Annotated in this window: 25 protein-coding genes; 14 read left to right on the top strand and 11 right to left on the bottom strand. The window is 63.8% G+C overall.

Features of this window, described 5'->3' with window-relative positions; translation table 11 throughout:
- Nucleotides 1-51 precede the first annotated feature (51 nt).
- On the top strand, nucleotides 52-387 hold the full coding sequence (locus AC3G7M_RS17635; protein WP_489213437.1) for a DUF1491 family protein: 336 nt from the start codon (nucleotides 52-54) through the stop codon (nucleotides 385-387).
- Here the strand turns inward: AC3G7M_RS17635 and AC3G7M_RS17630 are convergent.
- The gene (locus tag AC3G7M_RS17630) at nucleotides 384-833 is read right to left on the bottom strand and encodes a DoxX family protein (protein WP_489213436.1); all 450 of its coding nucleotides are present in this window, start codon (nucleotides 831-833) and stop codon (nucleotides 384-386) included. The two genes, AC3G7M_RS17635 and AC3G7M_RS17630, sit on opposite strands and share 4 nt — an antisense overlap.
- Nucleotides 834-973: 140 nt before the next feature.
- Nucleotides 974-1,894 carry an oxygen-dependent coproporphyrinogen oxidase gene (gene hemF, locus AC3G7M_RS17625; protein WP_489213435.1) on the bottom strand — a complete coding sequence of 307 codons (921 nt, stop codon included), beginning with the start codon at nucleotides 1,892-1,894 and terminating at the stop codon, nucleotides 974-976.
- A gap of 237 nt (nucleotides 1,895-2,131) precedes the next feature.
- On the opposite strand from hemF, the gene AC3G7M_RS17620 reads away from it, so the two are divergent.
- From AC3G7M_RS17620 to AC3G7M_RS17605, 4 genes are all read left to right on the top strand, one after another.
- Complete coding sequence (locus AC3G7M_RS17620; protein ID WP_489213434.1) at nucleotides 2,132-3,031, top strand: S-methyl-5'-thioadenosine phosphorylase; 900 nt, start codon at nucleotides 2,132-2,134, stop codon at nucleotides 3,029-3,031.
- Between the two features lie 91 nt (nucleotides 3,032-3,122).
- Complete coding sequence (locus AC3G7M_RS17615) at nucleotides 3,123-4,793, top strand: Na+/H+ antiporter (protein WP_489213433.1); 1,671 nt, start codon at nucleotides 3,123-3,125, stop codon at nucleotides 4,791-4,793.
- Nucleotides 4,794-5,172: 379 nt separating this feature from the next.
- A complete protein-coding gene (leuA, locus tag AC3G7M_RS17610) occupies nucleotides 5,173-6,867 on the top strand; it encodes a 2-isopropylmalate synthase (RefSeq protein WP_489213432.1) in 1,695 nt (564 codons plus the stop codon).
- Nucleotides 6,864-7,637, top strand: coding sequence for a class I SAM-dependent methyltransferase (locus AC3G7M_RS17605; RefSeq protein ID WP_489213431.1), 774 nt, complete (start codon nucleotides 6,864-6,866; stop codon nucleotides 7,635-7,637). The genes leuA and AC3G7M_RS17605 overlap by 4 nt, the downstream gene beginning before the upstream one ends.
- 396 nt (nucleotides 7,638-8,033) lie before the next feature.
- On the opposite strand, the gene AC3G7M_RS17600 is transcribed toward AC3G7M_RS17605, so the two are convergent.
- The 5 genes from AC3G7M_RS17600 to AC3G7M_RS17580 all read right to left on the bottom strand — a co-directional run bounded on the left by AC3G7M_RS17600 (nucleotide 8,034) and on the right by AC3G7M_RS17580 (nucleotide 11,618).
- Nucleotides 8,034-8,345, bottom strand: a complete 312-nt coding sequence (locus AC3G7M_RS17600) for a hypothetical protein (RefSeq protein ID WP_489213430.1) — start codon at nucleotides 8,343-8,345, stop codon at nucleotides 8,034-8,036.
- A gap of 99 nt (nucleotides 8,346-8,444) precedes the next feature.
- Nucleotides 8,445-8,813, bottom strand: a complete 369-nt coding sequence (locus AC3G7M_RS17595; RefSeq protein WP_489213429.1) for a hypothetical protein — start codon at nucleotides 8,811-8,813, stop codon at nucleotides 8,445-8,447.
- Between the two features lie 420 nt (nucleotides 8,814-9,233).
- Complete coding sequence (locus tag AC3G7M_RS17590) at nucleotides 9,234-9,602, bottom strand: hypothetical protein (protein ID WP_489213428.1); 369 nt, start codon at nucleotides 9,600-9,602, stop codon at nucleotides 9,234-9,236.
- Between the two features lie 506 nt (nucleotides 9,603-10,108).
- Nucleotides 10,109-10,477: a hypothetical protein gene (locus AC3G7M_RS17585; RefSeq protein WP_489213427.1), complete on the bottom strand. Its 369-nt coding sequence runs from the start codon at nucleotides 10,475-10,477 to the stop codon at nucleotides 10,109-10,111.
- Complete coding sequence (locus AC3G7M_RS17580; RefSeq protein WP_489213426.1) at nucleotides 10,467-11,618, bottom strand: hypothetical protein; 1,152 nt, start codon at nucleotides 11,616-11,618, stop codon at nucleotides 10,467-10,469. The genes AC3G7M_RS17585 and AC3G7M_RS17580 overlap by 11 nt, the downstream gene beginning before the upstream one ends.
- 421 nt (nucleotides 11,619-12,039) lie before the next feature.
- Here AC3G7M_RS17580 and pdhA point away from each other — a divergent pair, with 421 nt between their 5' ends.
- The 7 genes from pdhA (at nucleotide 12,040) to AC3G7M_RS17545 (ending at nucleotide 19,103) form a co-directional block, all read left to right on the top strand.
- Nucleotides 12,040-12,999 carry a pyruvate dehydrogenase (acetyl-transferring) E1 component subunit alpha gene (gene pdhA, locus AC3G7M_RS17575; protein ID WP_489216092.1) on the top strand — a complete coding sequence of 320 codons (960 nt, stop codon included), beginning with the start codon at nucleotides 12,040-12,042 and terminating at the stop codon, nucleotides 12,997-12,999.
- A gap of 5 nt (nucleotides 13,000-13,004) precedes the next feature.
- Nucleotides 13,005-14,351 (top strand): pyruvate dehydrogenase complex E1 component subunit beta, encoded by a 1,347-nt coding sequence (locus AC3G7M_RS17570; protein WP_489213425.1) that lies wholly within the window; start codon nucleotides 13,005-13,007, stop codon nucleotides 14,349-14,351.
- A gap of 12 nt (nucleotides 14,352-14,363) precedes the next feature.
- Nucleotides 14,364-15,665, top strand: a complete 1,302-nt coding sequence (locus AC3G7M_RS17565) for a pyruvate dehydrogenase complex dihydrolipoamide acetyltransferase (protein WP_489213424.1) — start codon at nucleotides 14,364-14,366, stop codon at nucleotides 15,663-15,665.
- A 20-nt stretch (nucleotides 15,666-15,685) separates the two neighbouring features.
- Nucleotides 15,686-16,168: a GNAT family N-acetyltransferase gene (locus tag AC3G7M_RS17560; protein ID WP_489213423.1), complete on the top strand. Its 483-nt coding sequence runs from the start codon at nucleotides 15,686-15,688 to the stop codon at nucleotides 16,166-16,168.
- A gap of 39 nt (nucleotides 16,169-16,207) precedes the next feature.
- Nucleotides 16,208-17,605: a dihydrolipoyl dehydrogenase gene (gene lpdA, locus AC3G7M_RS17555; protein ID WP_489213422.1), complete on the top strand. Its 1,398-nt coding sequence runs from the start codon at nucleotides 16,208-16,210 to the stop codon at nucleotides 17,603-17,605.
- Nucleotides 17,606-17,667: 62 nt separating this feature from the next.
- Nucleotides 17,668-18,630, top strand: coding sequence for a lipoyl synthase (gene lipA, locus AC3G7M_RS17550; protein WP_489213421.1), 963 nt, complete (start codon nucleotides 17,668-17,670; stop codon nucleotides 18,628-18,630).
- Complete coding sequence (locus AC3G7M_RS17545; RefSeq protein ID WP_489213420.1) at nucleotides 18,630-19,103, top strand: type II toxin-antitoxin system RatA family toxin; 474 nt, start codon at nucleotides 18,630-18,632, stop codon at nucleotides 19,101-19,103. Before lipA ends, AC3G7M_RS17545 begins: the two co-directional genes overlap by 1 nt.
- Before the next feature lie 24 nt (nucleotides 19,104-19,127).
- Here AC3G7M_RS17545 and AC3G7M_RS17540 read toward each other — a convergent pair whose 3' ends face one another.
- The gene (locus tag AC3G7M_RS17540; protein ID WP_489213419.1) at nucleotides 19,128-19,523 is read right to left on the bottom strand and encodes a winged helix-turn-helix transcriptional regulator; all 396 of its coding nucleotides are present in this window, start codon (nucleotides 19,521-19,523) and stop codon (nucleotides 19,128-19,130) included.
- Between the two features lie 106 nt (nucleotides 19,524-19,629).
- Between AC3G7M_RS17540 and AC3G7M_RS17535 the strand changes: the two genes are divergently transcribed.
- Nucleotides 19,630-19,950 carry a DMT family transporter gene (locus AC3G7M_RS17535; protein WP_489213418.1) on the top strand — a complete coding sequence of 107 codons (321 nt, stop codon included), beginning with the start codon at nucleotides 19,630-19,632 and terminating at the stop codon, nucleotides 19,948-19,950.
- Nucleotides 19,951-20,070: 120 nt separating this feature from the next.
- On the opposite strand, the gene AC3G7M_RS17530 is transcribed toward AC3G7M_RS17535, so the two are convergent.
- The 3 genes from AC3G7M_RS17530 to AC3G7M_RS17520 all read right to left on the bottom strand — a co-directional run bounded on the left by AC3G7M_RS17530 (nucleotide 20,071) and on the right by AC3G7M_RS17520 (nucleotide 24,064).
- Entirely contained in the window at nucleotides 20,071-21,099 is a 1,029-nt protein-coding gene (locus AC3G7M_RS17530) for a purine-nucleoside phosphorylase (RefSeq protein ID WP_489213417.1), read from the bottom strand.
- A gap of 71 nt (nucleotides 21,100-21,170) precedes the next feature.
- Entirely contained in the window at nucleotides 21,171-22,853 is a 1,683-nt protein-coding gene (locus AC3G7M_RS17525) for an NAD-dependent malic enzyme (RefSeq protein WP_489213416.1), read from the bottom strand.
- Nucleotides 22,854-22,915: 62 nt separating this feature from the next.
- Entirely contained in the window at nucleotides 22,916-24,064 is a 1,149-nt protein-coding gene (locus tag AC3G7M_RS17520) for an energy transducer TonB (protein WP_489213415.1), read from the bottom strand.
- A 268-nt stretch (nucleotides 24,065-24,332) separates the two neighbouring features.
- Between AC3G7M_RS17520 and AC3G7M_RS17515 the strand changes: the two genes are divergently transcribed.
- Nucleotides 24,333-25,712, top strand: a complete 1,380-nt coding sequence (locus AC3G7M_RS17515) for an ethanolamine ammonia-lyase subunit EutB (RefSeq protein ID WP_489213414.1) — start codon at nucleotides 24,333-24,335, stop codon at nucleotides 25,710-25,712.
- The last annotated feature ends 5 nt before the right edge of the window (nucleotides 25,713-25,717 follow it).

The raw sequence follows: 25,717 nt of genomic DNA, 5'->3' as shown, positions 1-25,717 counted from the left end.
CCTCATCTGGCAGGCAGAGCGCGGCGAGTCGAGTGGGCAAAGGACGGTTTCATGGAAGCACGTGTAAAAGCCCAGATCTGGGTGCAGGCCGCTTTGCGACTGGGCGATAAGGACGGCCGCCCGGGCATGGTCCTGCGGCGGGGGGACGCGGATGCCGGCGGCATCCTGGTGGTGCTGCGCGACCGCGAGAACCGGCTTGTGGTCCTGTCGCAGACGCGCAGCACGGGCGGCGAACTCGCCTGGCTGCGCGCGACGGGGCCCGAGCCGGTCGATCAGGCCCGCGCCGATGCCTATATCGACCGGCAGGTGAAATTCGATCCCGACCTTTGGGTCGTCGAATTCGAGTCGCCGGATTTCCTGCCGCCGTTCGAGGGCAAGATTCTTTAGCTTGTCCGCACCGAGTGGTGGTTCTCCAGCTTGATTGTCGCGTCGACGGAATAGCGACCGCCGCCGCCGACATAGAGGGCGAGGAGACCACCGATGATCGAGATATTCTTAAAGAAATTCAGTTCGGCATCGGCCGCGGCCCCGCCGGTCATCGTCCAGAAGGGATGGCCGATGATGGCGGTTGCCAGCGTATAGACGGCCATCAGCAGCGCGAGCAGGCGGGTCATGACGCCCAGGACAATGCCCAGGCCGATGAAAAACTCCATGACGATGGCGAAGACCGCCGCGGCGGGCGCGTCCGGCACCCCGGTCTGCGACATATAGCCGATCGTGTCGCCGAACTGGGTGAACTTGTCCCAGCCGAACAGAACGAAGAGCAGCATCAGGAGGATGCGGGCGGCGAGCAGGGCGCCGTCCTTTGTTTTGCCAATACCTAAGTCGAGCATCGCCGGAACTCCTTCTTGCGGGAGTAATGAAGGCAGCCTGATCAGGATCTCTGAACGCCCTAGCTTGGGCTCCTGTTGCTTCGCTTTGTCAACAACTTGGCGATCACGCCCCCGCGTGCGCGGGCACCGCGTCGGATGGCCTAGGGCCAGCGCACCTCGGGCGGCATGCTCATCAGGATCGCTTCCGTCTTGCCGCCGGTCTTGAGGCCAAACAGCGTGCCACGGTCGTAGAGCAGGTTGAACTCGACATAGCGGCCGCGGCGGATCAGCTGGTGCTCGCGCTCCTCTGGGGTCCAGGCGTCAAACATGCGGCGGCGGACGATGCGCGGATAGACGTCGAGGAATGCAAGCCCGACATCGCGCGTGAAGGCGAAATCGGCTTCGACATCGCCGGTCTTGTGCTGGTCATAGAAAATGCCGCCCAGCCCGCGCGGCTCGTTGCGATGGGGCAGAAAGAAATACTCGTCGCACCAGCGCTTGAAGCGCGGATAGAAATCGGTGCCATGGGCGTCACAGGCGCCCTTCAGCGCGGCATGAAAATCCGCGCCATCTTCCTGCGCTTCCGGTGTGTCCATGCGCATCGGCGTAAGATCGGCGCCACCCGCGAACCAGCCGTGACGGGTGATGATCATGCGCGTGTTCATATGCACCGCCGGCACGAGCGGACTATGCATATGGGCGACAAGGCTGACGCCGGAGGCCCAGAAGCGCGGGTCTTCCGCGGCACCGGGGATGGACTTGCGGAATTCGGGGCTGAATTCGCCGGACACGGTCGAGACGTTGACGCCGACCTTCTCGAATACCCGGCCGTGCATCACGCTCATCACGCCGCCGCCGCCCTCTGGACCCTCAGCCGCGTCACGCTGCCAGGGCGTGCGCGCGAACCGGCCGGCCGGCCGATCGGCCAGCGGGCCGGTCTGCGCATCCTCGATGGCCTCGAAAGCGGCGCAGATCCGATCCCGCAGGGTCGCGAACCAGGCGGTCGCCTCGGCGCGCAAATTCATATGGGCCAGGGCAGGGTCGGCCGCCGCGTCCTGTGCCGGGGGAAGGGTATCGGGCATAGGGTCCATTCCTTCAGCAATGCGGCGGAAGGTGTGCCACCCGCCGCGGGGTCGCCTGCCTAAGGCCGCTGATTCCTATACGCGTCTTGCCAGCGAAATTCACGCTGCGGCATTGCTCTAAATCAAGAGGCGCCTTGCCTCATCCGGCCGGCTGTTGTTGAAGCCCACATAGATTGCGCACACCCTCTGGCACCTGGCCAGACAGGGCCACCCACAGTTTTACCGAAGGAGAGCCCTATGGCTGATAACGCGACCGGACCGGTGGTGGAGCCCCTTGTCGGGATTATCGGCGGCTCTGGCCTCTATGACATCGACGGCCTGGAAGAGAAGACCTGGCAGAAGGTCGAGACGCCCTGGGGGCCGCCTTCCGACGATCTGCTCTTCGGCCGTCTGCATGGCCTGCGCTGCGTCTTTCTGCCGCGTCACGGGCGGGGGCATAAGATGACGCCGAGCGGCCTCAACTACCGCGCCAATATCGATGCCCTGAAGCGGGTCGGCTGCACCGATGTGCTGTCGCTCTCGGCCGTCGGCAGCCTCAAGGAAGAGCTGCCGCCCGGCCATTTCGTGGTCATCGACCAGTTCATCGACCGCACCTTCGCGCGCGAAAAAAGCTTCTTCGGCACGGGCTGCGTCGCCCATGTCTCGATGGCCCATCCGGTCTGCTCGCGCCTGGGCGATGCATTGGAAGGGGCGGCGCGCGGCCTGGGCCTGCCCGTCACGCGCGGGGGCACCTATCTCACGATGGAGGGCCCGCAATTCTCAACCTATGCCGAGAGCGTGCTCTATCGCAGCTGGGGCTGCAGCGTGATCGGCATGACCAATATGCCGGAGGCAAAGCTCGCCCGCGAAGCCGAGCTTTGCTACGCGACCGTCGCCATGGTCACCGATTATGACTGCTGGCATGAGGGGCACGACGCCGTGACGGTCGATCAGGTCGTGAAGGTGCTGTTCGGCAATGCCGACAATGCCCGCGCGCTGGTCAAGGCCGTGCTGCCGGTGGTGGGCCAAAGCCGTGATCTGTGCCCGGCCGGTTGCGACCGCGCGCTGACCTATAGCCTCATCACTGCGCCCGCGGCGCGTGATCCTGAGATGGTGGCGAAGCTCGACGTCGTCGCCGGCCGCGTGCTCAACGCCTGATAGTCTCGCGTCATCGCTCTCAGCCGGGGTCTTGGGCTCCGGGCTGAGAGGCTTTGCTTCGCTTTGCCGTCCCCTTGCCCAAGGCGCCCCCATGCATCTGACCTCCGTCATTTTGCTCCTGCTGTTCATTACGGCATTGACGAATCTCGTCGTCGCAGTGGTGCGCGTGCCTTTGCCGCTGCTGCAGATTGCCGTGGGCGCCGTCTGCGATGCCCTGGGCTTCCACCTGTCCTTCGATCCGGCCCTGTTTCTGCTCCTGTTCATCCCGCCGCTGCTGTTCTCGGATGCCTATCGCATTCCGAAACGGGAATTGTCGGAGTCGCGGGTGCCGGTTTTCGCGCTGGCCTTCGGCCTCGTCCTCTTCACCATTTTCGGTGTCGGTAGCTTCGTGCATTGGCTGCTGCCCTTCGTGCCGCTGGCGGCGGCCTTCGCCCTGGCTGCCGTGCTGTCCCCGACCGATGCCGTGGCTCTGTCCGGCATTCTCAACGGCCGGCCCTTTCCCCGCCGCTTCATGCATATCCTGCAGGGAGAGGCGCTTCTCAACGACGCGTCCGGCCTCGTCTCCTTCAACTTCGCCGTCAGCGCGATGGGCGGCGCTGCATTTTCGCTCGGCACTGCGAGCCTGGAATTCGTCGGTGTGGCGGCCGGGGGGCTGGCCGTGGGCGCGGCCCTGGGCTGGAGCTTTATGCAACTCGACCGCCGGGTCCTGTCCCGGCTGGCCGAAGAAGCCTCCATCTATGTCGTGCTCGTCCTGCTGCTCCCCTTTGCCGCCTATCTGGCAGCGGAGGAGCTGCACCTGTCCGGCATTCTGGCGGCGGTCTCGGCCGGGCTCACGCTCAATATGCTCGACCCGTTCGGCGGCAGCCATGGTGCCATCCGGCGCCGCACCTTCGCGCTGTGGAGCGTGCTGGAATTCGCCTTCAACGGGCTCATCTTCCTGCTCCTGGGTCTTCAGCTCCCGAGCATTCTGGGGGAAGGGCTGAAACGCACGATGCATGCGGGCTATTCGCCCTGGGCGCTGGTATGGCTGATCACCCTCGTCACCCTGTCGCTTCTGCTGCTGCGCTTCGTCTGGGTGATGCTGACGACACTGCTGCGCTCGGGCGTGCGCCGCGTCAGCGGTCACGGGCGGCGCCTGCCCAGCATCGGGGTCATGGGCCTTGCCTCTGTCGCCGGCGTGCGCGGCGCCGTGACGCTGGCAGGCATTCTCTCGCTGCCTTTGTTCCTGCCCGACGGGTCCGAGTTTCCGGCCCGCGCGCTGCTCATCAGCGTGGCGGCGGGCGTCATCGTGCTGACGCTGCTGATCGCGACCATCTTCGTGCCGCTGCTGCTCGCCCGTATCGACATTCCAGACGACGACCATTTCGAGGACGAACTCGCGTCCGCACGCCGCCAGATGGCGGAGCATGCGCTGAAAGAGCTTGAGGAGCGGGTAAGCGATGGTTTGCAGCGGCGGGAGGGGCCCGGGCGCGAAGCGTATCAGGAGGCGGCCAATCGCGTGATTGCCGACTACCGGCTGCGCCTGCTTGGCCGGGACGACGATAATGACGACCAGGCGCAGGCGCAGGAGGATCACCGGCTGGAAATGGCGCTGCGCCTGCGCGGCGTGCGCGCGGAACGGGCGGAAATGCGGGCCTTGCGCCAGCGCCACGCCATCAATGACGAGGCTGTGCAGATTTTGATCGAAGAGCTGGATCTGGAGGAGGAGGCGCTGTCCCGCACCGCCGCCAGCCTGCCGCCGCGCCCGCCAGCGGCGACGTGAGTGCGAGCGCATAGGACCATTGCAAGCCTCCCGGTTGCACGCAGGCCAGCGTGAAGGCACGGTCGCGCCGTTATGACGATGCAGGACATCCCTTCGGACGCTTTGGCGCTCCTTCGGCGACTTACGACCGCGGCCCTCTGACAAAGGCCGTTTGTCCTGCTGCGCGCGGCTTGTCCGCGCTGCTCCCCCATCGTCGTTGCCGGAAGTCTCCTCCTCATGCCCCGTCTCTATCCACAGTCTTCATCCGCTCGGCGGCCCTGGCGTGCGGCACCGCGACTTCGATGCGGTCGCGTGCGCTGACCGGCCAGCCCGCGACCGTATGACGCCGTCCTGAACCGACTGATGCGTTCCTGAAGGCCTAAGAGGACTCGAGACCGTTATGATGCTGAGCAACCCGGCTTCCAAATACCGCCCCTTCGCGACCATCGACCTGCCGGACCGGCAATGGCCCAGCCGCCGCATCACCCAGGCGCCGCGCTGGTGCTCGGTCGATCTGCGCGACGGCAACCAGTCGCTGATCGACCCCATGGATGGCGAGCGCAAGCGCCGCTTCTTCGACCTGCTGATCAAGACCGGCTTCAAGGAGATCGAGGTCGCTTTCCCTTCGGCCTCGCAGACCGATTACGATTTCGTCCGCAGCTTGATCGAGGGCAATCTCATCCCCGAGGATGTCGCGATCCAGGTGCTGACGCAGAGCCGGGAGGAGCTGATCCGGCGGACCATCGAAAGCCTGTCCGGCGCGCACCGTGCGATCGTGCATCTGTATAATGCGACTTCGGAAGTCTTCCGCCGTCTGGTTTTCAACCAGGACAAGGCGGGCACCATCGCGCTGGCAGTATCAGGCACGAAACTGATCAAGGAACTGACGGACCAGCATCCCGAGACGATCTGGACCTATCAGTATTCGCCCGAGACTTTTTCGTTTACCGAGCCGGAATTCGCGCTGGAAGTGTGTGAAGCGGTGATGGATGTCTGGCAGCCGACGCCTGAGCGCCCGATCATCCTCAATCTGCCGGCGACGGTGGAAGTGGCGACGCCCAATGTGCATGCCGACCAGATCGAATGGTTCTGCCGGAACCTGACGCGCCGGGATTGCGCCATCATCTCTCTGCATCCGCATAATGACCGCGGCACCGGCATTGCGGCCGCCGAACTGGGGCTGATGGCGGGGGCCGATCGCGTCGAAGGCTGCCTGTTCGGCAATGGCGAGCGCACCGGCAATGTCGATATCGTCACCATGGCGCTGAATATGTATACGCAGGGCGTCGATCCGCAGCTGGATCTGTCCGATATGCGCCGGGTCGTCGGCACGGTTGAGCATTGCAACCAGATCGCCGTGCATCCGCGCCACCCCTATGCAGGTGAGCTGGTCTTCACGGCTTTCTCTGGCTCGCATCAGGACGCGATCAAGAAGGGCTTCGCCGCGCGCCAAAAGCAGAATGACGCCTTCTGGGAAGTGCCTTATCTGCCGATCGACCCCGCGGATATCGGCTGCTCCTACGAGGCCGTCATTCGCGTCAACAGCCAGTCCGGCAAGGGCGGCGTCGCCTGGGTGCTGGAGCAGGACCAGGGGCTGCGCCTGCCGCGCCGGCTGCAGATCGCCTTCAGCCGCGTGGTGCAGGAAATTGCCGACCGCACGGGCCGGGAGACGACGACGGCGGTAATCGTGGAGGCCTTCCGCCAGACCTATGGTCTGGATGGGTCAGGGCGGTTCTCGCTGGTCGATTATAGCATCTCGGGCGCCGACCGCACGGGCGCGCCGCGCGCCTTCACCGGACGGATTGAAGTGGACGGGCAGACCCGCAACATTACGGGCCAGGGCAATGGGCCGCTGTCGAGCTTCGTCGATGCGCTGAACAGGGCGCTGGGCCTGAGCCTGGATATTGTCAATTACGACGAGCATGCGATCGGCACCGGGTCTGGCACGCAGGCCGCGGCCTATGTGGAATGCGTGCTGCCGGACGGCCGGTCCGTCTTCGGGGTCGGTATCGACGTCGATAGCAGCGAGGCCTCGATGCGGGCCGTTTTGAGCGCGGCGAACAACGCCGCCGGTGAGAGTGGAGTGGCGGCATGAACGGGATCAGTCAGGCAGAGACGGTCGAAAGACAGTTCGGGCCGCAAGCCGAGATGTATCTGCAAAGTGCGGTTCATGCCCAGGGCGAGGATCTGGCCTATTTCTCGGCCATGCTGGCCGAGGACGGGGCGGGGACGCGCGTTTTGGATATGGGCTGTGGCGGCGGCCATATGTCCTTCGCGGCGGCGCCCTTCGTGCGCGAAGTGGTGGCCTATGATCTGTCACCCGAAATGCTGGCCGTGGTGGCCCATGCGGCGGGCGACCGTGGTTTCGGCAATTTGCTGACCGAGCAGGGTGAGGCGGAAGCGCTGCCCTTCGAGGATGAGAGTTTCGACTGGGTGGTGTCGCGCTTCAGCGCCCATCACTGGGCCGGCTGGCGGGCCGGGCTGCGGGAGGCGCATCGGGTGATGCGCCCTGGCGGGCGCGGCATCTTTATCGATGTCGTGTCACCGGGCGCACCCGTGCTCGACACTTATCTGCAGACGGTGGAAGTGCTGCGCGATACCTCTCATGTACGGGACTACAGCCCCGGCGAATGGGAAGTGGCGCTGGCCGAAAGCGGCTTCATGACCCAGGCGACGCGCCGCCACCGCCTGCGCATGGAATTTGCGAGCTGGACCCAGCGCATGCGCACGCCCGAGGTGATGGTGGGGGCGATCCGCGCCCTGCAGATGGCGGTGGCCGAGCCTGTGCGCCAGCATTTTGCCATCGAAGCCGACGGAAGCTTCATGATTGATGTGGCAACATTCGAGGTCGTGCGCGGGTTCTGAGCGAGGCCTGTCACGCCGGCTTGCGATGGCGTATCGCGGGCCGGCTTGCGGGCTGCGGTTTGTGAGATCCTGATTGAAACAATTTACCCCGTCATGCCTACGAAAGTGGGCATCGTCTTGACTGTCGCAGGCGGTCACCGCCCCGGGACTGGCGCCGCGCCGTCATAGGATACCCGCTTGCGCGGGTATGACGGTGTTGATTGGGCTACACTAACCGAACCTGACAAACGCTGCAGGCACGAAGCCCAAAGTCCTGTCAGGTCCAAATTTATTCATGCAGTAATAGCATACGCAGACGTCGCTCTGGCTGACCAGAGTGTGATTATGCCGTGATGCGCGCCGCGCGTCGTTGAAGGGGGCAGGTGTGGTATCATTGCAATGACCTCACCATGGCTGCTATCTTAATGTGAAACCCCCACTTTCATAATGTAAAATCTTGTCTTGAAATCGAACTATGTCTTGAACCGCGACGGCAATGGCAATCTCTATGCCGTCGACAAGCAGCAGGTCACCAGGGGCAATGTCATCTCTATTGTCATAAAGGCCGATGGCAGGCTGTGATTCAATCGCATCATTGTTCAAGGTCGATTCGATCCACATGAGAGCGGGAACCGCGTCCCTGTTAAATCGGCTTCTGAATGCGTTCAGCAGGATTGCTATTCTGCTCTTTGCTTCAACGGAAATCGACAATCGAATATCGGTTTGCATGCTGACCTCATCTGACGGCCGCCATTAATCTGGCCATCGTCTACTATGGGCCTTGCCTATGTGCAGCCTCAGCCATGACGGCTGCTGCCGCGAGCGCCCTCAGCCGAAAAGCTCGGGCAGCGCGAACCAGATTCCACCCAGCGACGGTTCAGCGAAGCTCCACCCACTCCACTCAACGATTATCTTTTGAGCAATTTCTTCCGGCGTCGAACCGTAATGAGTCTGCTCGATCCAATCGTGCTCAGTTCCCCGACCACCGCGAACCGGCTTTGCACCATGTTGAACGAGCGTGATAATGGCGCGCCTGACGCAGGCGGTCAGTTCTTCGCCTTCGAGGCCAAAATCGTCTATCGCCACTGGAATTATCTGCCAGAGACCTACGGCGTCACGAGGCAGTTCCTCAGGCAGAAGATCGATCCATTCGGTCAGAGTGATGCCATCGGATCGGCTGGTGGGGTCATTGCTCACGCTGGTGTACCTTCAATTTTCGATTGAGTAAGCTTGTTTTCGTGTACAGAACGTCGATAGTTAAACCGTGCAGCTTACTCATGCGAATGCCGAAAATCTCTCCATCGTGTAGTTGATATATATCGCCTTCGTAGCTTTCATCTTTCTGAAGTCTTTTCGCATTCTTCAGTAGTTCCTGAACGATTTTTTTAAACTGGTTAGGCGTGACGGTTCTCACAGTCTTGTTCGACCCTTCTGCCCATCCGACCCTTTTCCCTCCCGGTGCGAGGATGCGGGAAAGCTCCGTCTCGCCACTATAGCTCGGCTCGGTCTTGCGGCTGTCGAGAAGGACCGGCGTATTGGCGACCGGTGGACGGCCGGGCCGCAGCAGGATGGGTGGCGGGGCCGGGGTAGAGCCGCTTTACGCTGTTGCGGACACCCTCAGCCAAAAAGCTCGGGCAGCGCGAACCAGAGGCCGCTGACGGTGGGATTGCCCAGGCCCCAGCCGCGCCACTCAGCGATGATATTGCCTACAATCTCGTCAGGCTGCGTACCGTAGTGAGTTTGTTCGATCCAGAAATGCTGGGTGCCGGCACCGCCTATGACAGGTCTTGCGCCATGCGCAAGGAGAGCATGAATTGCGCGTTCTACGCACGCAATAAGTTCTTCGTCGGCGAACCCAAACTCTTCTCGTGCCTCAGGTACAAACTGCCAAAGGCCGACCGCGTCCACAGGGAGTTCCGCGGGGAGTTGGTTGATCCACTCACTGAGCGGAATGCCATCGGTTCTGTGTATCGGTTCGCTGTTCATTTCTGATGTACCTTAAAGCCTCGTCTGATCAGACGAGTGGTGCTAGACAAGATGTCGATCGTTTCCGCATTTTCTTTACTTATCCGTAAGCCGAAGACATCGCCATTTGGCAAATCGTATGCGTTGCCATCGTAACGTGGGTATCGCGAAGGATCAGTAATTAGCCTAGCGTTGCGCAGCAGTTCCTTCCTAATTTCGTTAAATTGCTCAGCAGTGACGGTCCGAGTAGTGGATCGCACCCGCGATTCAACCCACCCGACCGGCTGCCCACCGGGGGCGAGGATGCGGGAAAGCTCCGTCTCGCCACTATAGCTCGGCTCGGTCTTGCGGCTGTCGAGAATGACCGGCGTATTGGCGACCGGTGGACGGCCGGGCCGCAGCAGGATCGGCGGCGGGGCCAGGGTGAACCTGGGAAGCGGCTTTTCGGCGGGCGTTGGCGTGAAGCCGTATTTTCACACTGGGCCCCGTATGCAATCCGCCGTCGAATTACAGTTATTATGCGGCCATTACCCGATCATTTTCGGTAACGCGAACCAGGGTGCATCCACAGTTGGATTTCCCATCCCCCAGGCACACCATTCGATAATAAGATTCGCGACAATCTCATCGGGCGTCGACCCATATTGAGTTTGTTCAATCCAACTTTGGGCCATGCCCCGCCCGCCGATGACGGGCTTTGCGCCATGGTCGAGAAGAGCCAGCAAAGTGGCGCGCACAGCCGTTACTAGGGCGTCACCTTCCAGTCCGAAATCACGGCGCAGCTCGGGAATAATCTGCCAAAGACCGACAGCATCGACGGGCAACTCACCAGGCACGAGTTCAATCCACTCGCTAAGCAGAATGTTGTCTACACGGTGTTTCACGTCATTGCTCAATTCGTTTGCCTTCGACATGAATTTTAAACCCGTCGGGGAGTGCTGATTGGTTGACGCTATGAAGAACGTCAATTGTATCGCCAAAACGCTTACTAAGCCTTATGCCAAAAACATCACCGCTAGGCATTAGATAGGCTTCGCCGTCATATTTTTGATAGGGTAGAGGTTTGGGTAAGCTGACGGCCTTTCTCTGCAGCGCGTTCACCAGTTGATCAAATTCGTCCTGTGTCACGGTCCTTATACTGGCCTTTGTGCGTTTGGATGTTCTGCCGACCGGCTGCCCGCCGGGGGCGAGGATGCGGGAAAGCTCCGTCTCGCCACTATAGCTCGGCTCGGTCTTGCGGCTGTCGAGAATGACCGGCGTATTGGCGACCGGTGGGCGGCCGGGCTGAATCGGCCGCGGCGGCGGGGCCGGGGTAAAGCCGGGACGCGGCTTTTCGGCGGGCGTTGGCGTGAAGCCGCCTTCGCCGGGATTTCGCTTGGGTTCTGGCGGCGGCACCAATCCAGGCAAGGGCGGGCTGGGTGGCAGCATGTCAAAATGCTGCCCGCCCTTAGCCTTAAGGCCGGCCAGCGCGCGGCGCAGCGCCTGTTCCTCCCCCGCACCGGCGGGGTTTGGCGTCAGCAGGATGGTGCCCGCGATGGCGGCAGGGTTCATGAATTCCGCGACCGCCGCAGCGCGCGCAGCCTGGCCCGCCAAACTATCCAGCATCGCCTGGGTTGACCGGATCAGCGCGGCCCGGCCGGTGGCGCCGGTCGCGGCTGTGGCGGCGAAAGCGCCGGTCAGGCTCTGCGGCCCCGTATAGGCTGCGGGTAGGGGCGCCTGAGCGCTGGGCAGGTGCGGTGGCGGCGCCGGCTGCTTGACGATGCGGGGCGCCGCCAGACGGGCGCTGTGCTGGAGGGGCTTTGGGCTCCGCGCCTCCTCCATCGGGACGATCTGTTCGTCCGCCTCCGTCTCCGGGGCCATGGTGGCGGCGAGGGGCGGCAACCCCGGTTGCGGCCGGAAGGTCGCCCGGAATGTGACCCAGCCGGGATAATCCGCCTTGAACTGCGCGAGCGCCGTCAGATCGGCCGTGCCATCGGGCACGAAGATGAAAGGAACCCGAAGATGGCTGGAGAAGGATGGCAACTGCGTGACGGTCATGGCATCCAGGTCACAGAATGTCAGAATTTCTAACGCAAATTAGAACGATTATGCAATGAAAATCCCTTTTCGGCCCCTTTCTGCCCGTTATAGCGAGGGCGCAGTCTTTTTCCGGCAAGACTTGGGAAGGCAGGGCCGCGCTCAGGGCAATAACCGGTCGAAATAAGGCCCCGATAAGTAATGCCATGTCAGGCCTGATCGGCCTCTGGACAGGCTGATCAGAGACTTAACCACAAATCGGTTAACGACCTATATTGCGTTGCAACATAAGGCTTTTTCCACCTCGGCTTGTGGCCGGCGGCAGGAATGGCTAGGTGTCAGGCCAGAGTTTTCGACGACGCGGCCTCTCGCTTGCGAAACGGAGAATGGCATGGCCCAGGCAGCGGCACCCCGCAAACGGACCAAAACCCCCGAGGTATCAATGGGCAAGGACGACCTTCTGCGCTTCTACCACGACATGCTGCTTATCCGGCGTTTCGAGGAGAAGGCGGGTCAGCTGTACGGCATGGGGCTGATCGGCGGCTTCTGCCATCTTTATATCGGCCAGGAGGCCGTGGTGGTGGGCTTGCAGGCGGCGCTGAAGCCGGGCGACCAGGTCATCACCAGCTATCGCGATCACGGCCATATGCTGGCGACCGGCATGGAAGCCCGCGGCGTCATGGCGGAACTGACCGGCCGCGCCACGGGCTATTCCCGCGGCAAGGGCGGGTCGATGCATATGTTCAGCAAGGCGAAGGGCTTCTACGGCGGCCACGGCATCGTCGGCGCGCAGGTCTCGATCGGCGCGGGCCTGGGCTTCGCCAACTGGTATCGCGGCAATGACAATGTCTCCGTCACTTATTTCGGTGAGGGCGCGTCGAACCAGGGCCAGGTGTTTGAGAGCTTCAACCTGGCGGCGCTGATGAAGCTGCCGGTGGTCTTCGTGATCGAGAATAACCGCTACGGCATGGGCACCAGCGTCGAGCGCGCCTCGGCGTCGAAGGACCTGTCCAAGAACGGCAGCCCTTGGGGCATTCCCGGCCTGCAGGTGGACGGCATGGATGTCGTCGCCGTCAAAGACGCGGCCGAGAGAGCCATCGCCCATTGCCGCGCCGGCAACGGGCCTTTCCTGCTGGAGATGAAGACCTACCGCTATCGCGGGCATTCCATGTCCGACCCCGCGAAATACCGCACGCGTGAGGAAGTGCAGAAGATGCGCAGCGAGCGCGACTGCATCGAATCCGTGCATCACCTGCTGACGGCGCAGGGCGTGGACGAGGCTGAGATCAAGAAGATCGACGACGCCGTGAAGGCGGTCGTGCAGGATGCGGCGGACTTCGCCCAGACCAGCCCCGAGCCCGATCCGAAAGAATTGTGGACCGATATCCTGGTGGAGGCGTGAGCGCTATGGGCACCCAGATTTTGATGCCGGCTCTGTCGCCCACCATGACGGAGGGCAAGCTCGCCCGCTGGCTGAAGACGGTCGGTGACGAGATCAAGGCCGGCGACGTGATCGCCGAGATCGAGACCGACAAGGCGACGATGGAAGTGGAAGCGGTGGACGAGGGCACGCTCTCCTCCATTCTCGTCGCTGAAGGCACCGAAGGTGTCGCCGTGAATACGCCGATCGCCGAAATCGGCGGCGGCAGCAGCAATGGCGCGGCCGCAGCCTCGCCGGCCGCGTCCCCGGCCGCCGAGGCTCCGGCGCCTGCCGCGAATACGACGCCGTCTGTCGCCCCCACGGTTGCCGCCGTGGCGCCCGAGAAGGATTGGGGCCCGACCAAACCCATCACCGTCCGCGAAGCGCTGCGCGACGCCATGGCCGCCGAGATGCGGGCCGACGCCGATGTGTTTCTGATGGGTGAGGAAGTCGCCCAGTATCAGGGCGCCTATAAGATCAGCCAGGGCCTGCTGGATGAATTCGGCCCCCGCCGCGTCATCGACACGCCCATTACAGAACATGGTTTCACCGGCATGGCCGTGGGCGCGGCGATGAGCGGCCTCAAGCCCATCGTCGAATTCATGACCTTCAACTTCGCCATGCAGGCGATTGACCAGATCATCAATTCCGCCGCTAAGACGCTGTATATGTCCGGCGGCCAGATGGGCGCGCCCATCACCTTCCGCGGCCCCAATGGTGCGGCTTCCCGCGTCGCGGCCCAGCACAGCCAGTGCTATGCCTCCTGGTACGCCCATTGCCCCGGCCTGAAGGTGGTCTCGCCCTATTCTGCGGCGGACGCCAAGGGCTTGCTGCGCGCCGCCATCCGTGACCCCAACCCGGTCATCGTGCTGGAAAACGAAATCCTCTACGGCCAGACCTTCGACTGCCCGACCGATGAGGACTTCATCCTCCCCATCGGCAAGGCCAAGATCGAGCGAAAGGGCGAGCACGTCACCATCGTCGCCTTCAGCATCATGGTCGGCGTCGCCCTGCAGGCGGCGGAAGCGCTGGCCGAGCAGGGCATCAGCGCCGAGGTTATCAACCTGCGCAGCCTGCGTCCGCTGGATACCGCGACGATCGTCGAAAGCGTCAAGAAGACCAGCCGCCTGGTGACGGTGGAGGAGGGCTGGCCCTTCTCCGGCATCGGCGCCGAGGTCGCGATGCAGATCATGGAAAATTGCTTCGACTGGCTGGATGCCCCGCCGGTGCGCGTGCATGGGCTGGATGTGCCGCTGCCCTATGCGGCCAATCTCGAAAAGCTCGCGCTGCCGCAGCCGTCCTGGGTTGTGGACGCCGTTCGCAAAATCGTCTGAGGGAGCAGGTCCATGGCCATCAATATCCTCATGCCAGCGCTCTCCCCCACCATGACGGAGGGCACGCTGGCCCGCTGGCTGAAGAAAGAGGGCGAGGCGGTGAAGGCGGGCGACGTCATCGCCGAGATCGAGACTGACAAGGCGACCATGGAAGTGGAAGCCGTGGATGAAGGCATCCTGGGCAAGATCCTGGTCGCCGACGGCACCGAAGCCGTGAAGGTCAACGAGCCGATCGCCATTCTGGTGCAGGATGGCGAAGCGGTGCCGAGCGGCGCTGCCGCGCCGGCGCCTGCTGCCGCGCCGGCTCCGGCCGCCGCCCCGGCTGAAGCACCGAAGGCCGCACCGGCTGCGGCCGCATCTCAGCCGGTCGTCAATGGCCATGACACGGGCACGCGGATTTTCGTCTCGCCACTGGCCAAGCGCATCGCGCAGGACAAGGGCGTCGACCTTGCCAGCGTGACGGGCACGGGGCCGAACGGCCGTATCGTCCGCGCCGATGTCGAAGGCGCCAAGGCAGCGCCAGCGGCTGCACCCGCCCCGGCGGCCAGCTCCGCTACCGCCGCTCCGACCCCTGTTTCCGCGCCGGCGCCTGCGCCCAAGGCAGCACCGATCAGCGCGCCGCATACGCTGGTGCCGCATACCAGCATGCGCCGCGTCATCGCCAAGCGCCTGACCGAGAGCAAGCAGAACGTCCCGCATTTCTATCTGACGATGGATATCGAGCTGGACGCGCTGCTGAAGCTGCGCGCCGAACTCAATGCCCGCTCATCCAAGGATGGCGCCGCGTCCTTCAAGCTGTCCGTCAACGACATGATCATCAAGGCGGCGGCGCTGGCTTTGCGCCGCGTGCCCAAGGTCAATGCGAGCTTCACCGAAGAGGGTGTCGCCTTCTATGACGACGTCGATATCTCGATCGCCGTCGCCATTCCCGATGGGCTGATCACGCCGATCATTCGGAAGGCTGACCAGAAGGGCCTCGCCACCATCTCCAACGAGATGAAGGATCTGGGTCTGCGGGCGCGGGCCGGCAAGCTGAAGCCGGAAGAGTTCCAGGGCGGCGGCTTCTCCATCTCCAATCTCGGCATGTTCGGGGTGAAGGACTTCCAGGCCATCATCAACCCGCCGCAGGCAGCCATCCTGGCCGTCGGCGCCGGTGAGCCGCGGGCCGTGGTGAAGGATGGGCAGCTGGCGGTCGCGACGGTGATGTCCGCGACGCTCTCCGTCGATCACCGCGTGGTTGACGGCGCGCTGGGCGCGGAATGGCTGCAGGCCTTCAAGGCCATCATCCAGGAACCGCTCAACCTGATGCTCTGACCAGGACGCGGATCACAGACATGGCGAATGTGACACTCCGCCTTGCGACGGCTGAGGATGTGCCGACCATCCTCAGCTTCGTGAAGGCGCTGGCGGCTTTCGAGCATCTGGAAGACGAGGTCGAGGCGACGGAGGCGGATTTGCATGTCTCCCTGTTCGGCGTGCCACCGCGCGCGGAAGCGCTGATCGCAGAGCTGGACGGCGCTGCCGTCGGCTTCTCGGTCTGGTTTTACAATTTCAGCACCTTTCGCGGCCGACACGGTCTGTTTGTCGAGGATATCTATGTCGATCCCGCTCATCGCGGGGCTGGCATCGGCCGCAAGATCTTCCGTTTTCTGGCCCAGCACGCCATTTCCCAGGGCTGCGCCCGCATGGATTGGGATGTCTTGAACTGGAATGCCGCGGCGATCGGTTTCTACCGCTCGATCGGCGCCTTTCCGCTGGATGGCTGGACCCGCCAGCGCCTGACCGGGCCGGCCTTGACTGCGCTTGCCGAAGGCTGACGGCGGGTTCGCGCCGCGTCGATATAGAGGATAAGATTCATGGCCGAGCAAAGCTTCGACGTTGTTGTGGTCGGTGGCGGCCCCGGCGGCTATGTCGCCGCCATTCGCGCAGCCCAGCTCGGCCTGAAGGCAGCCGTGGTAGAGCGCGAGCATCTGGGCGGCATCTGCCTCAATTGGGGCTGCATCCCGACCAAGGCCCTGCTGCGCAGTGCCGAGATTTCCCATCTGCTCGCCCATCTCGATGAATTCGGCTTCGCGGCCGACAATATCCGCTTCGATCTCGACAAGGTGGTGAAGCGTTCCCGCGGGGTCGCGAAGCAGCTCGCGACCGGCGTCGGCTTCCTGCTCAAGAAGAACAAAGTCACCGTGTTTGACGGCCAGGCCAAGCTGGCCGGCAAGAACACCGTGTCGGTGGAGAAGGACGGCAAGCCGGTGGCGACCCTGAAGGCGCCGCATATCATTCTGGCGACAGGCGCGCGGGCGCGCGATCTGCCGGGCATGGAAGCGGACGGCAAGCTCATCTGGAACTACAAGAGCGCCATGGTGCCGACCATGATGCCGAAGTCGCTGCTCGTTATCGGTTCGGGCGCCATCGGCATCGAATTCGCGAGCTTCTACCTGAACATGGGCGCCAAGGTCACCGTCGTCGAAGTCATGGACCGCATCCTGCCCGTGGAGGATGAGGAGATCAGCGCCTTCGCGCGCAAGGCGCTCGAAAAGCAGGGCATGGTCATCCACACGGGCATTGCCGTGAAGGGCCTCAAGAAGGGCGCGGACACTGTGACGGTCACCATTGAGGTTGCCGGCAAGCCGCAGGAGATCACGGTCGATCGCGTCATCTCGGCCGTCGGCATCGTCGGCAATGTCGAGAATCTCGGCCTGGAAGAGGCCGGCGTGAAGGTTGAGCGCACGCATGTGGTGGTCGACGGTTTCGGCCGCACCAATGTGGACGGCATCTACGCCATCGGCGATCTGGCGGGGCCGCCCTGGCTTGCCCATAAGGCGAGCCATGAGGGTGTCATCTGCGTCGAGCTGATCGCGGGCCGCCATCCGCATCCGCTCAATACCGGCAATATTCCGGGCTGCACCTATTGCCGCCCGCAGGTCGCCTCCGTCGGCCTGACCGAGGCGAAGGCCAAGGCCGCGGGCTACGAGGTGAAGGTTGGCCGCTTCCCCTTCATCGGCAATGGCAAGGCCATCGCCATGGGTGAGCCGGAAGGCCTGGTGAAGACCGTCTTCGACGCCAAGACCGGCGAGCTGCTGGGCGCGCATATGGTCGGCGCTGAGGTCACCGAGATGATCCAGGGCTATGTCATCGGCCGCACGCTGGAGACGACGGAGGCCGAACTCATGGAGACGGTCTTCCCGCATCCGACGGTGAGCGAGACCATGCATGAGGCGGTGCTTGACGCCTATGGTCAGGCCATACACTTCTAGGCCGTCAGAGCTGTCCGGGTGGGCGTTGCGCCCGGCCGCGGCTCTCGGCGAGGATAGGGACCATGGCCACTCGTCTGGTTATCGACCACCGCCATCCTGAAAAGGCCCACCGGCCTGACAATCCCGTCGTGCGCAGCAAGCCCGACTGGATACGCGTGCGTGCGCCGCAGCACCCGATTTATCATGAGACGCGGGCGCTGATGCGCGACCACAAGCTGGTGACGGTCTGCGAGGAAGCGGCCTGCCCGAATATCGGTGAATGCTGGTCACAGCGTCATGCTACCATGATGATCATGGGCGATACCTGCACGCGCGCCTGCGCCTTCTGCAATGTGCGCACGGGGATGCCGGACGCACTGGACGCGGATGAGCCCAATCGTGTCGCGGACGCGGTAGCCAAGCTCGGCCTGCGGCATGTGGTGATCACCTCGGTGGACCGCGATGATCTGGCCGATGGCGGGGCCCGGCATTTCGCGTCCGTCATTGGTGCCATCCGCAGGGCCGCGCCCGACACCACGATCGAGGTGCTGACGCCGGATTTTCTGCGCAAGCCGGGGGCGATCGAAATCGTCGCGGAAGCCGCACCCGACGTCTTCAACCATAATCTGGAGACGGTGCCGCGCCTGTATCCCGGCATTCGTCCGGGTGCCCGCTACTACCAGTCGCTCCGTCTGCTCGATCAGGTGAAGATGCTCAATCCCGCGATCTTTACGAAGTCTGGACTGATGGTGGGTCTTGGGGAAGCGAGGCCTGAGATCGGCCAGGTGATGGACGACCTGCGTATCGCCGATGTTGATTTCATCACGCTGGGCCAATACCTGCAGCCGACTCCCAAACATGCGGCGGTCGCCGCCTTCGTGACGCCGGATGAATTCGCCGATTACGCGACCCTCGCCCGCGCCAAGGGCTTCCTGATGGTCTCAGCGACGCCGCTGACCCGCAGCTCTTATCATGCGGATGCGGATTTTGCGCAGCTGCGTGCGGCGCGCGAGGCCCAGCACACCCAGATGGCAGCAACGGCCTGATGCCCCGCTACGCTGAGCAGAAGCGCGTTCCCTATTCGCCCGAGCAGATGTTCGATCTGGTCGCCGATGTCGGCAAATATCCGCAATTTCTGCCCTGGTGTGTGGGCGCGCGCATTCGCACCCAAACTGCCCAGGAGATGGTGGCGGATCTGACGATCGGCTTCGGTCCGTTCCGCGAAAGCTTCACCAGCCGCGTGAAGCTGGAACATCCGCATACCATCATGGTCCATTACGAAAACGGTCCGTTCAAATATCTGAACAACCGCTGGATCTTCAAACCTGATGCCCAAGGATGCGTGATCGACTTCTTTGTCGATTTCGAGTTTCGCAGCCGTGTGCTGCAGATGGCGATCGGCACGGTTTTCGCGGAAGCCGTGCGCCGTATGGTCAATGCGTTTCTCAAGCGGGCGCGGGATGTCTATGGCGCACCGAAAGCGACGACGCATGTGGTGCCGGCCGCGGCCAAGGGGTGACAGCGCCGGCGATGGCAGCTTGGCTTAGGCGCCCTCTGCCATCCTGACGGCATAGGCCGCGCGCGCAGCTTCGAGCGCCGGGAAATGTGTCTCAGCCCAGTGATCCAGCAGCACAAGCATGCGGGTGAGGGAGATACCCAGATCGCTGAGTGAATAATCGACATGGGGCGGATTGGCGGCATGGTCGCAACGGTTGACCAGTCCGTTACATTCCAGGTCCTTCAGCGTCTGGGTCAGCACTTTTTGGGAAATCCCGCCGATCCTGCGTAGCAGCGCGCCATTGCGCACGGGACCGTCTTCAAGCGCCGTCAGCACCAGGATCGCCCATTTCGATGAGATGAGTTCGAGCGCAGCGCGCGCGGGGCAGGTGGCGTCGAAGACGCTGGGCGGGTGGCCGGAGGGCGAAAGCTCCGAAGACATGCAATCCTCTCCCTAGGTACTTTCAGGTGCGTACTTGTCTCAAAGGCGCGCCGCTCCAAAAAAGGAAGAGACGCCGCAGGCGCGTCGATCAAGCGGAGACGATGGCATGAGTTGGCTGTTTCTGGTCGCGGCCGGTTTACTCGAAATCGGCTGGGCGATGACGATGAAATATTCGCAAGGCTTCACGCGGCTGGTGCCCAGTGTGCTGACGGTGGTGCTGATCATGGCCAGTCTCAGCCTGCTCAGCCTGGCATTGAAGACCCTTCCCATCGGCCTTGCCTATGCCGTTTGGACCGGGATCGGCACGGTGGGCGTGGCGTTGGTCGGCATTCTTGTCTTCGCCGAACCAGCCAGCGCCGCGCGGCTTGGCTGCATGGGGCTGATCATTGCGGGCGTCGCCGGCCTGCGGTTTTTGAGCCCAGGTTGATGTAACAATAAGGTCACATCGTGCGCGGCTTGGCCAGCCGCGCATCATGCCGTGCATCTATTCGGCCAGGCGCCGAAACGGGTAGGTATTCGAGACCAGCCCAGGGATGACGGTGTGGAGCTAGTCCTTCGGCACGCCGTTTTCCCAGTCCGGCCAATGCGTGACGATCGCCTGCACCAGCGGATTGCCGGCGCGGTAGAGGTTTTCGAGCGCGATCATGAAGCCGCCCTGCTCGCCATATTTGAGCAGGTTCGTGGCATTGTCTGCGCCCGGCGCCGCACGGTCGAAATCCGAGCCCGCGCGCAGCACGGCGACCCGGGTGTCATCCGCGAGGCCCGCGGCGGTGGCGCGGGTCAGCGCCTCATAGGTTGCGTTGTCTTCCTGCTGGGTGGTGCAGTAAGTGCCGTGACCGTCGGTCAGGATTTTGGTCCAGGCTTCGGCCCGCTCGCCTAAGCGCGTGCCGCTCCACCAGGTATCGCCCGCCAGCGTATCGCATTGAATGACGGTGGGCGGCTTGCCCCCGATGCCGGGATAGCCAGCGCGGGCGTGGACTGCCTCGGGGGCGTCAGCCAGCGTCACATTCTTCGACAGGGCATAGGCGCGGTCGAGCAGCGCTTCGTTGACCTGGAAAACCTCCGTCTTGTAATCGAGCGGCGGCTTCTGGCCCGGTCCCGTCGTATTGATGCCGGTATAGCCGGTCGGCCAGGATGCCGGTGCCTCGCGGTCATCCAATTCCCATTGCAGCCCCCAGGAGACGAGATAGCGCGCCCAGGCAGCGGAGCCGAGGGTTCCGTCATGCGGGTTGATGCCGGCGATGCCGGCGATCAGCCAATAGGTCTTCCGAAAATCAAACTTGCCGGAGAAGGCGAGGGCGGTGACTGAGGCGGCGGCATTGGCCTCGCCCATGCCGGTCGTCAGCAGGCAGACACCGCTCGGGGCGCAATGGATGTCAGGATAGTCGGGCGAGAGGCCCGGCACCGGAATGCTCTGCGTCAGCGGCAGATGCTTCAGCCAGACGCCGCCTTCCGGCCCGAACATGGAGACGATCACGACCTTGACGGGAATGGGGGAGGCGGCCTGCGCGGCCTGTCCGGCACCGATCGTCAAAGCCGCGATGGCCGCCCCTGCCAGCCATGTCCGAAACCGCATCCCATAACCCCCAGCGCTGAAACAGCGTCTATTCTGCCGGTTCTCCCGGCGCAGGGGCAAGGACTGTCCGCTCAGCCGGGAATATACGGCCGGTAGGCAGGTTCCCAGATCGTCGCGTCCACGCGGGCGGCAATCTCATCCTCGGTGAGTGCCGGGATCAGCCCATCCTGCACCGCCGCCAGTCCGACCTTGATGGCGATATGGCGGGAGACGGCGCGCACATCGGACAGCGGCGGCAGCAGCCGCGGCACGGTGTCACCCGCCTCCGCCGGTGCGGCTTCCGTCAGCGCGCGGGAGGTCGCCATCAGCATGGCGTCCGACACCCGTGGAATGCCGAGGGCCAGCACGCCGAGGCCGAGACCCGGGAAAATATAGACATTATTGGTCTGGGCGATGGGAAAGGTCTGGCCGCCCAGATCCACGGGCGGGAAGGGGCTGCCGGTGCCGATGATGGCGCGGCCCTCCGTCCAGGCGAGAACATCGGCCGGCTGCGCTTCGGCGCGGGAGGTCGGGTTCGAGAGCGGGAAGATGATCGGCCGGTCGACATGCTGGGCCATTTCCCGGATGATCTCTTCGGTGAACAGGCCCGGCTGACCGGACACGCCGATCAGAATGGTGGGCTTCACGCCACGGATGGTTTCGAGAAAAGAAACCTGTTTCGGGTCGCTATGCGCGATCCGGGCGAGGTCGGCCTGGCCGCGGGCCAGTTTCTGCTGGAAGGGATAAAGCCCTTCCTGCCCGTCATGCACCAGGCCGAAACGGTCGACGATGTAGAAGTGGTCGCGCACCGTCGCGGGGTCAGCACCTTCCTGAAGGGCGGCGGCGATCAGCTGCTCGGCAATGCCGCAGCCGGCCGATCCGCCGCCCAGCACCACGACGGTCTGTTCCGGCAGCGGCTTGCCCGAGGTGCGCACGGCGGAGAGCACCGTGCCGACCACGACGGCGGCGGTGCCCTGTACGTCATCATTGAACATGCAGAGCTGGTCGCGGTAGCGCTCCAGAAATTTGGTCGCATGGTCGATCGCGAAGTCTTCAAACTGCAGCAGCACGTTCGGCCATTTGCGCTTCACGGCCTGCACGAAGGCATCGACGAAATCTTCGTAGTCCTGGCCGGTGATGCGTGGATTGCGCCAGCCGACATAAAGCGGATCGGCGAGCCTTTCCTGATTGTTGGTGCCGACATCAAGGGTGATCGGCAGGGTATTTTCAGGCGCGATGCCGCCGCAGGCGGTGTAGAGCGACAGCTTGCCGATAGGGATGCCCATGCCGCCGGCGCCCTGGTCGCCCAGGCCCAGGATGCGGCCGCCGTCAGTGACGACGATGGCGCGCACGTCGAGGTTTCCCACCGCGTCCAGCATCGCGTCCATGCGGTCGCGCAGGGGATAGCTGATGAAAAGGCCCCGCGGCCGGCGATAGATTTCGCTGAATTTCTGGCAAGCCTCGCCCACGACGGGCGTGTAGACCATGGGCAGCATTTCGACGACGTGATCGACCATCAGGCGGTAGAACAGCGTCTCGTTCCTGTCCTGCAAGGACCGCAGATAGATATGCCGTTCGATATCGGCATCTTTCTGGCTGTAGGCGGCATAGGTACGGGCGACCTGGGTTTCAATCGTCGTGACCGCGGGCGGCAGCAGGCCATGCAGGCCGAAGGCGCTGCGCTCATCATCGGAAAAGGCGCTGCCCTTGTTGAGCAGAGGCTCGTCGATCAATTCAAAGCCGCGGACGGATACGGTTTTGGGCGAGGTGCTCATGCCGATGTCTCCTGCAGAGGAAGGCGTGAAGGTTCGCAGAGTCGTAAGAAAGCCTCAGTGCATTAACGAATAATCTGATAATGCATGGTTGCCGTGACCGTCACAGTGTCTGATTTCGCGTCCTGCCCGAGTGGGGGCAGTTGCGCATTGCGGAACAAGCCCAGCCAGTCCTGATCGAGCAGAGCATAGCCTGTTGGGGTGACCATAGTGAGACCGGAAACGTGGCCCGCTTTGTCCACGGTGAAGCGCACCGTCACATCGCCCTGCTGCCCCATCTCGCCCGCAATTTCTGGATAATCGGCACGATCGTTCACCCATTTCTGGAGTTCGCTCATCCAGTTGCGGCCCGGGTTGCCCTGAACGGTGACGTCGCCGCCGAGTTGCGGCTGCATGGAGGAGGGCAGGTTGAGGTTCATGCCCTTTGTCTGCCCGGCGGTCCCGCCACCGCCATTGAAGGACATGCCGTTTACCATCACGCCCTGGCTGAAGGCATTGCTGCGGCCGTGGCCGGACCGGCGCGCCGGCACGGCCTTTTGTGGCGCCGGCGGGGCGGGCGGCATAGGCGGTGGCGGCGGCAGGTTCAGCGGTGCCAGTTCCGGCATCGGCGGCAGGTTGAGGTTCACTTCCGCCGGCGTGTTGTCGGTCAGTTCGGACGGTAAGGGCACCGGCGCTGGGACCGGCTTAGGCGTCTTCGGTACCGCCGGCGTGGGGGGCGGTGGTGGCGGCAGATTGACCTTGGGCAGCGGCAGCGGCGGCGGCGGCTTCGGCGCGGTCGGTACTGGTTTCGGCTGAGGCGGTTTCGGCACGGGCGGCTTGGGCAGCGGCGTCGGCGTCGGTTTAGGCGCGGGTACCGGCTTGGGCGCCGGCGGTGTCGGTGCCGGCGGCACCGGGGTGGGCGGCTTAATGGTGGGCTGCGGCAACGGCGCAGGCGGGGGGGCGGCCTGCACCGTGCGCTGCGGCGTCGGGCTCGGCTTGCCACGGGGTGCGGCAGGACGCGCGGGTACGGGCGGTCCCTTCCGGCTGGGCGCCGTCGGCGTCTTGTTGCCCGGCTCAAACACCACATCCACGCTATTGGTCGGCGGCGGCTCGGGCGGATTCTTGTCGGGAAAGCTGATGATCATCAGCGCCAGGATCGTCGCATGCAAGGCGACGGATATCCCGCCGGACCATGCCAGCAGGTTGCGCGGCCGCTCCAGCCTGCGGCGGGGCACGAGTGGCATCCGGCTCAGACGCGGCTGGCCGAGACGCGGCGGCTCCCCGGGGGTCGATAGTTTCGGCGTCCGCCGCGGGCTACGCATTCTGTCCGACGCAGGCCTTCTAGAGAGGGGCTTTCGCATAGCACGGTCCGCGGCGATGGGTAACGCCTCCCCTTGCTAAGGTTGGCCGGCCCATTGCGGCCCGCGCGGCGTGATTTATGCTTAACCTTCGGGTTATGATGATGAGACCGGCCCGACAGAACCGAGGCGAGGAAGATTGCGCATGTATGCCCATTCCATAGGCGGCACCCGCTACAGCTTTCCCGACCTCAAGACGCTGCTGGCGCGCGCCACGCCGCATCGTTCGGGCGATGTTCTGGCAGGCGTGGCCGCCGGCTCGATGGCTGAGCGCGTGGCCGCGCAACTGGCGCTGGCCGACCTGCCGCTTAAAACCTTCCTGTCCGATGTCATCGTGCCGTACGAGACGGATGAGGTGACGCGGCTGATCATCGACAGCCATGATCGGGCGGCTTTCGCGCCCGTCGCCGCCATGACGGTCGGCGGTTTGCGGGACTGGCTGCTGTCGGATGAGGCGGATGCAGCAGCGCTGGCGGCGCTCGCCCCCGGGCTGACGCCGGAAATGGCGGCAGCGGTCTCCAAAATCTGCCGGGCGCAGGATCTCATTCTCATCGCCGCCAAATGCCATGTGACGACGCGCTTCCGCGACACAATCGGCCTGCCGGGCCGGCTCGCCTCCCGCCTGCAGCCCAATCACCCGACCGACGATCCGAAGGGGATTCTCGCCAGCATCGTGGACGGCCTGCTGCTGGGCTGCGGCGATGCCGTGATCGGCATCAACCCGGCCTCCGACAGTCCCAGCCGCGTGCATGACCTGCTCTCCATGCTTGACGATCTGCGCCAGCGGCTGGACGTGCCGACGCAAAGCTGCGTGCTGACGCATGTGACTACGGCGATCGACCTGATGGCGCGCGGAACCCCTGTCGATCTCGTTTTCCAGTCCGTCGGCGGGACGGAGGCGACCAATACCAGCTTCGGCTTCAGCCTTGCCACGCTGCAGGAAGCGCATGAGGCGGCGCTCGCGCTGAAGCGCGGCACGGTCGGCGACAATGTCATGTATTTCGAGACCGGCCAGGGCAGCGCGCTGTCGGCCGACGCGCATCACGGCTGCGACCAGCAGACGATCGAGGCGCGGGCCTATGCGGTCGCGCGCCGTTTCTCGCCGCTGCTGGTCAATACGGTCGTGGGCTTCATCGGGCCGGAATATCTTTATAACGGCAAGGAAATCATCCGCGCGGGGCTGGAGGATCATTTCTGCGCCAAGTTGCTGGGCGTGCCGATGGGCTGCGACGTTTGCTACACCAATCATGCCGAGGCCGATCAGGACGATATGGACCTGCTGATGACCTCGCTTTCCGCGGCGGGCCTGACCTTCATCATGGGCATTCCGGGCGCCGATGATGTGATGCTGGGCTATCAGAGCACGTCCTTTCATGACGTGCTGGCGCTGCGCCAGATGCTGGGGCTGAAACCCGCGCCGGAATTTGCGGCCTGGCTGGATCGCGTCGGCCTGACCGACGCTGCCGGGCGCGTGCGGCCGCTGGACATGCCCGAGCGGTTTCAGCGCCTGCTGGCGGCCGCGTGAGGATG

The sequence above is a fragment of the Acidisoma sibiricum genome, assembly GCF_057837225.1.
Note: the sequence above shows the minus strand (reverse complement) of the source record. Positions and strands in the feature narration are given on the sequence as shown.

Excerpts from the sequence above, each read along its gene's own strand:
- AC3G7M_RS17600 (WP_489213430.1), bottom strand. The coding sequence starts at position 8,345 with ATGCAAACCGATATTCGATTGTCGATTTCCGTTGAAGCAAAGAGCAGA.
- AC3G7M_RS17515 (WP_489213414.1), top strand. The coding sequence starts at position 24,333 with ATGTATGCCCATTCCATAGGCGGCACCCGCTACAGCTTTCCCGACCTC.
- AC3G7M_RS17560 (WP_489213423.1), top strand. The coding sequence starts at position 15,686 with ATGGCGAATGTGACACTCCGCCTTGCGACGGCTGAGGATGTGCCGACC.
- AC3G7M_RS17530 (WP_489213417.1), bottom strand. The coding sequence starts at position 21,099 with ATGCGGTTTCGGACATGGCTGGCAGGGGCGGCCATCGCGGCTTTGACG.
- AC3G7M_RS17525 (WP_489213416.1), bottom strand. The coding sequence starts at position 22,853 with ATGAGCACCTCGCCCAAAACCGTATCCGTCCGCGGCTTTGAATTGATC.
- AC3G7M_RS17590 (WP_489213428.1), bottom strand. The coding sequence starts at position 9,602 with ATGAACAGCGAACCGATACACAGAACCGATGGCATTCCGCTCAGTGAG.
- AC3G7M_RS17635 (WP_489213437.1), top strand. The coding sequence starts at position 52 with ATGGAAGCACGTGTAAAAGCCCAGATCTGGGTGCAGGCCGCTTTGCGA.
- AC3G7M_RS17615 (WP_489213433.1), top strand. The coding sequence starts at position 3,123 with ATGCATCTGACCTCCGTCATTTTGCTCCTGCTGTTCATTACGGCATTG.
- lpdA (WP_489213422.1), top strand. The coding sequence starts at position 16,208 with ATGGCCGAGCAAAGCTTCGACGTTGTTGTGGTCGGTGGCGGCCCCGGC.
- AC3G7M_RS17535 (WP_489213418.1), top strand. The coding sequence starts at position 19,630 with ATGAGTTGGCTGTTTCTGGTCGCGGCCGGTTTACTCGAAATCGGCTGG.
- AC3G7M_RS17620 (WP_489213434.1), top strand. The coding sequence starts at position 2,132 with ATGGCTGATAACGCGACCGGACCGGTGGTGGAGCCCCTTGTCGGGATT.
- AC3G7M_RS17540 (WP_489213419.1), bottom strand. The coding sequence starts at position 19,523 with ATGTCTTCGGAGCTTTCGCCCTCCGGCCACCCGCCCAGCGTCTTCGAC.
- leuA (WP_489213432.1), top strand. The coding sequence starts at position 5,173 with ATGATGCTGAGCAACCCGGCTTCCAAATACCGCCCCTTCGCGACCATC.
- AC3G7M_RS17570 (WP_489213425.1), top strand. The coding sequence starts at position 13,005 with ATGGGCACCCAGATTTTGATGCCGGCTCTGTCGCCCACCATGACGGAG.
- hemF (WP_489213435.1), bottom strand. The coding sequence starts at position 1,894 with ATGCCCGATACCCTTCCCCCGGCACAGGACGCGGCGGCCGACCCTGCC.
- AC3G7M_RS17630 (WP_489213436.1), bottom strand. The coding sequence starts at position 833 with ATGCTCGACTTAGGTATTGGCAAAACAAAGGACGGCGCCCTGCTCGCC.
- AC3G7M_RS17605 (WP_489213431.1), top strand. The coding sequence starts at position 6,864 with ATGAACGGGATCAGTCAGGCAGAGACGGTCGAAAGACAGTTCGGGCCG.
- lipA (WP_489213421.1), top strand. The coding sequence starts at position 17,668 with ATGGCCACTCGTCTGGTTATCGACCACCGCCATCCTGAAAAGGCCCAC.
- pdhA (WP_489216092.1), top strand. The coding sequence starts at position 12,040 with ATGGGCAAGGACGACCTTCTGCGCTTCTACCACGACATGCTGCTTATC.
- AC3G7M_RS17565 (WP_489213424.1), top strand. The coding sequence starts at position 14,364 with ATGGCCATCAATATCCTCATGCCAGCGCTCTCCCCCACCATGACGGAG.
- AC3G7M_RS17580 (WP_489213426.1), bottom strand. The coding sequence starts at position 11,618 with ATGACCGTCACGCAGTTGCCATCCTTCTCCAGCCATCTTCGGGTTCCT.
- AC3G7M_RS17545 (WP_489213420.1), top strand. The coding sequence starts at position 18,630 with ATGCCCCGCTACGCTGAGCAGAAGCGCGTTCCCTATTCGCCCGAGCAG.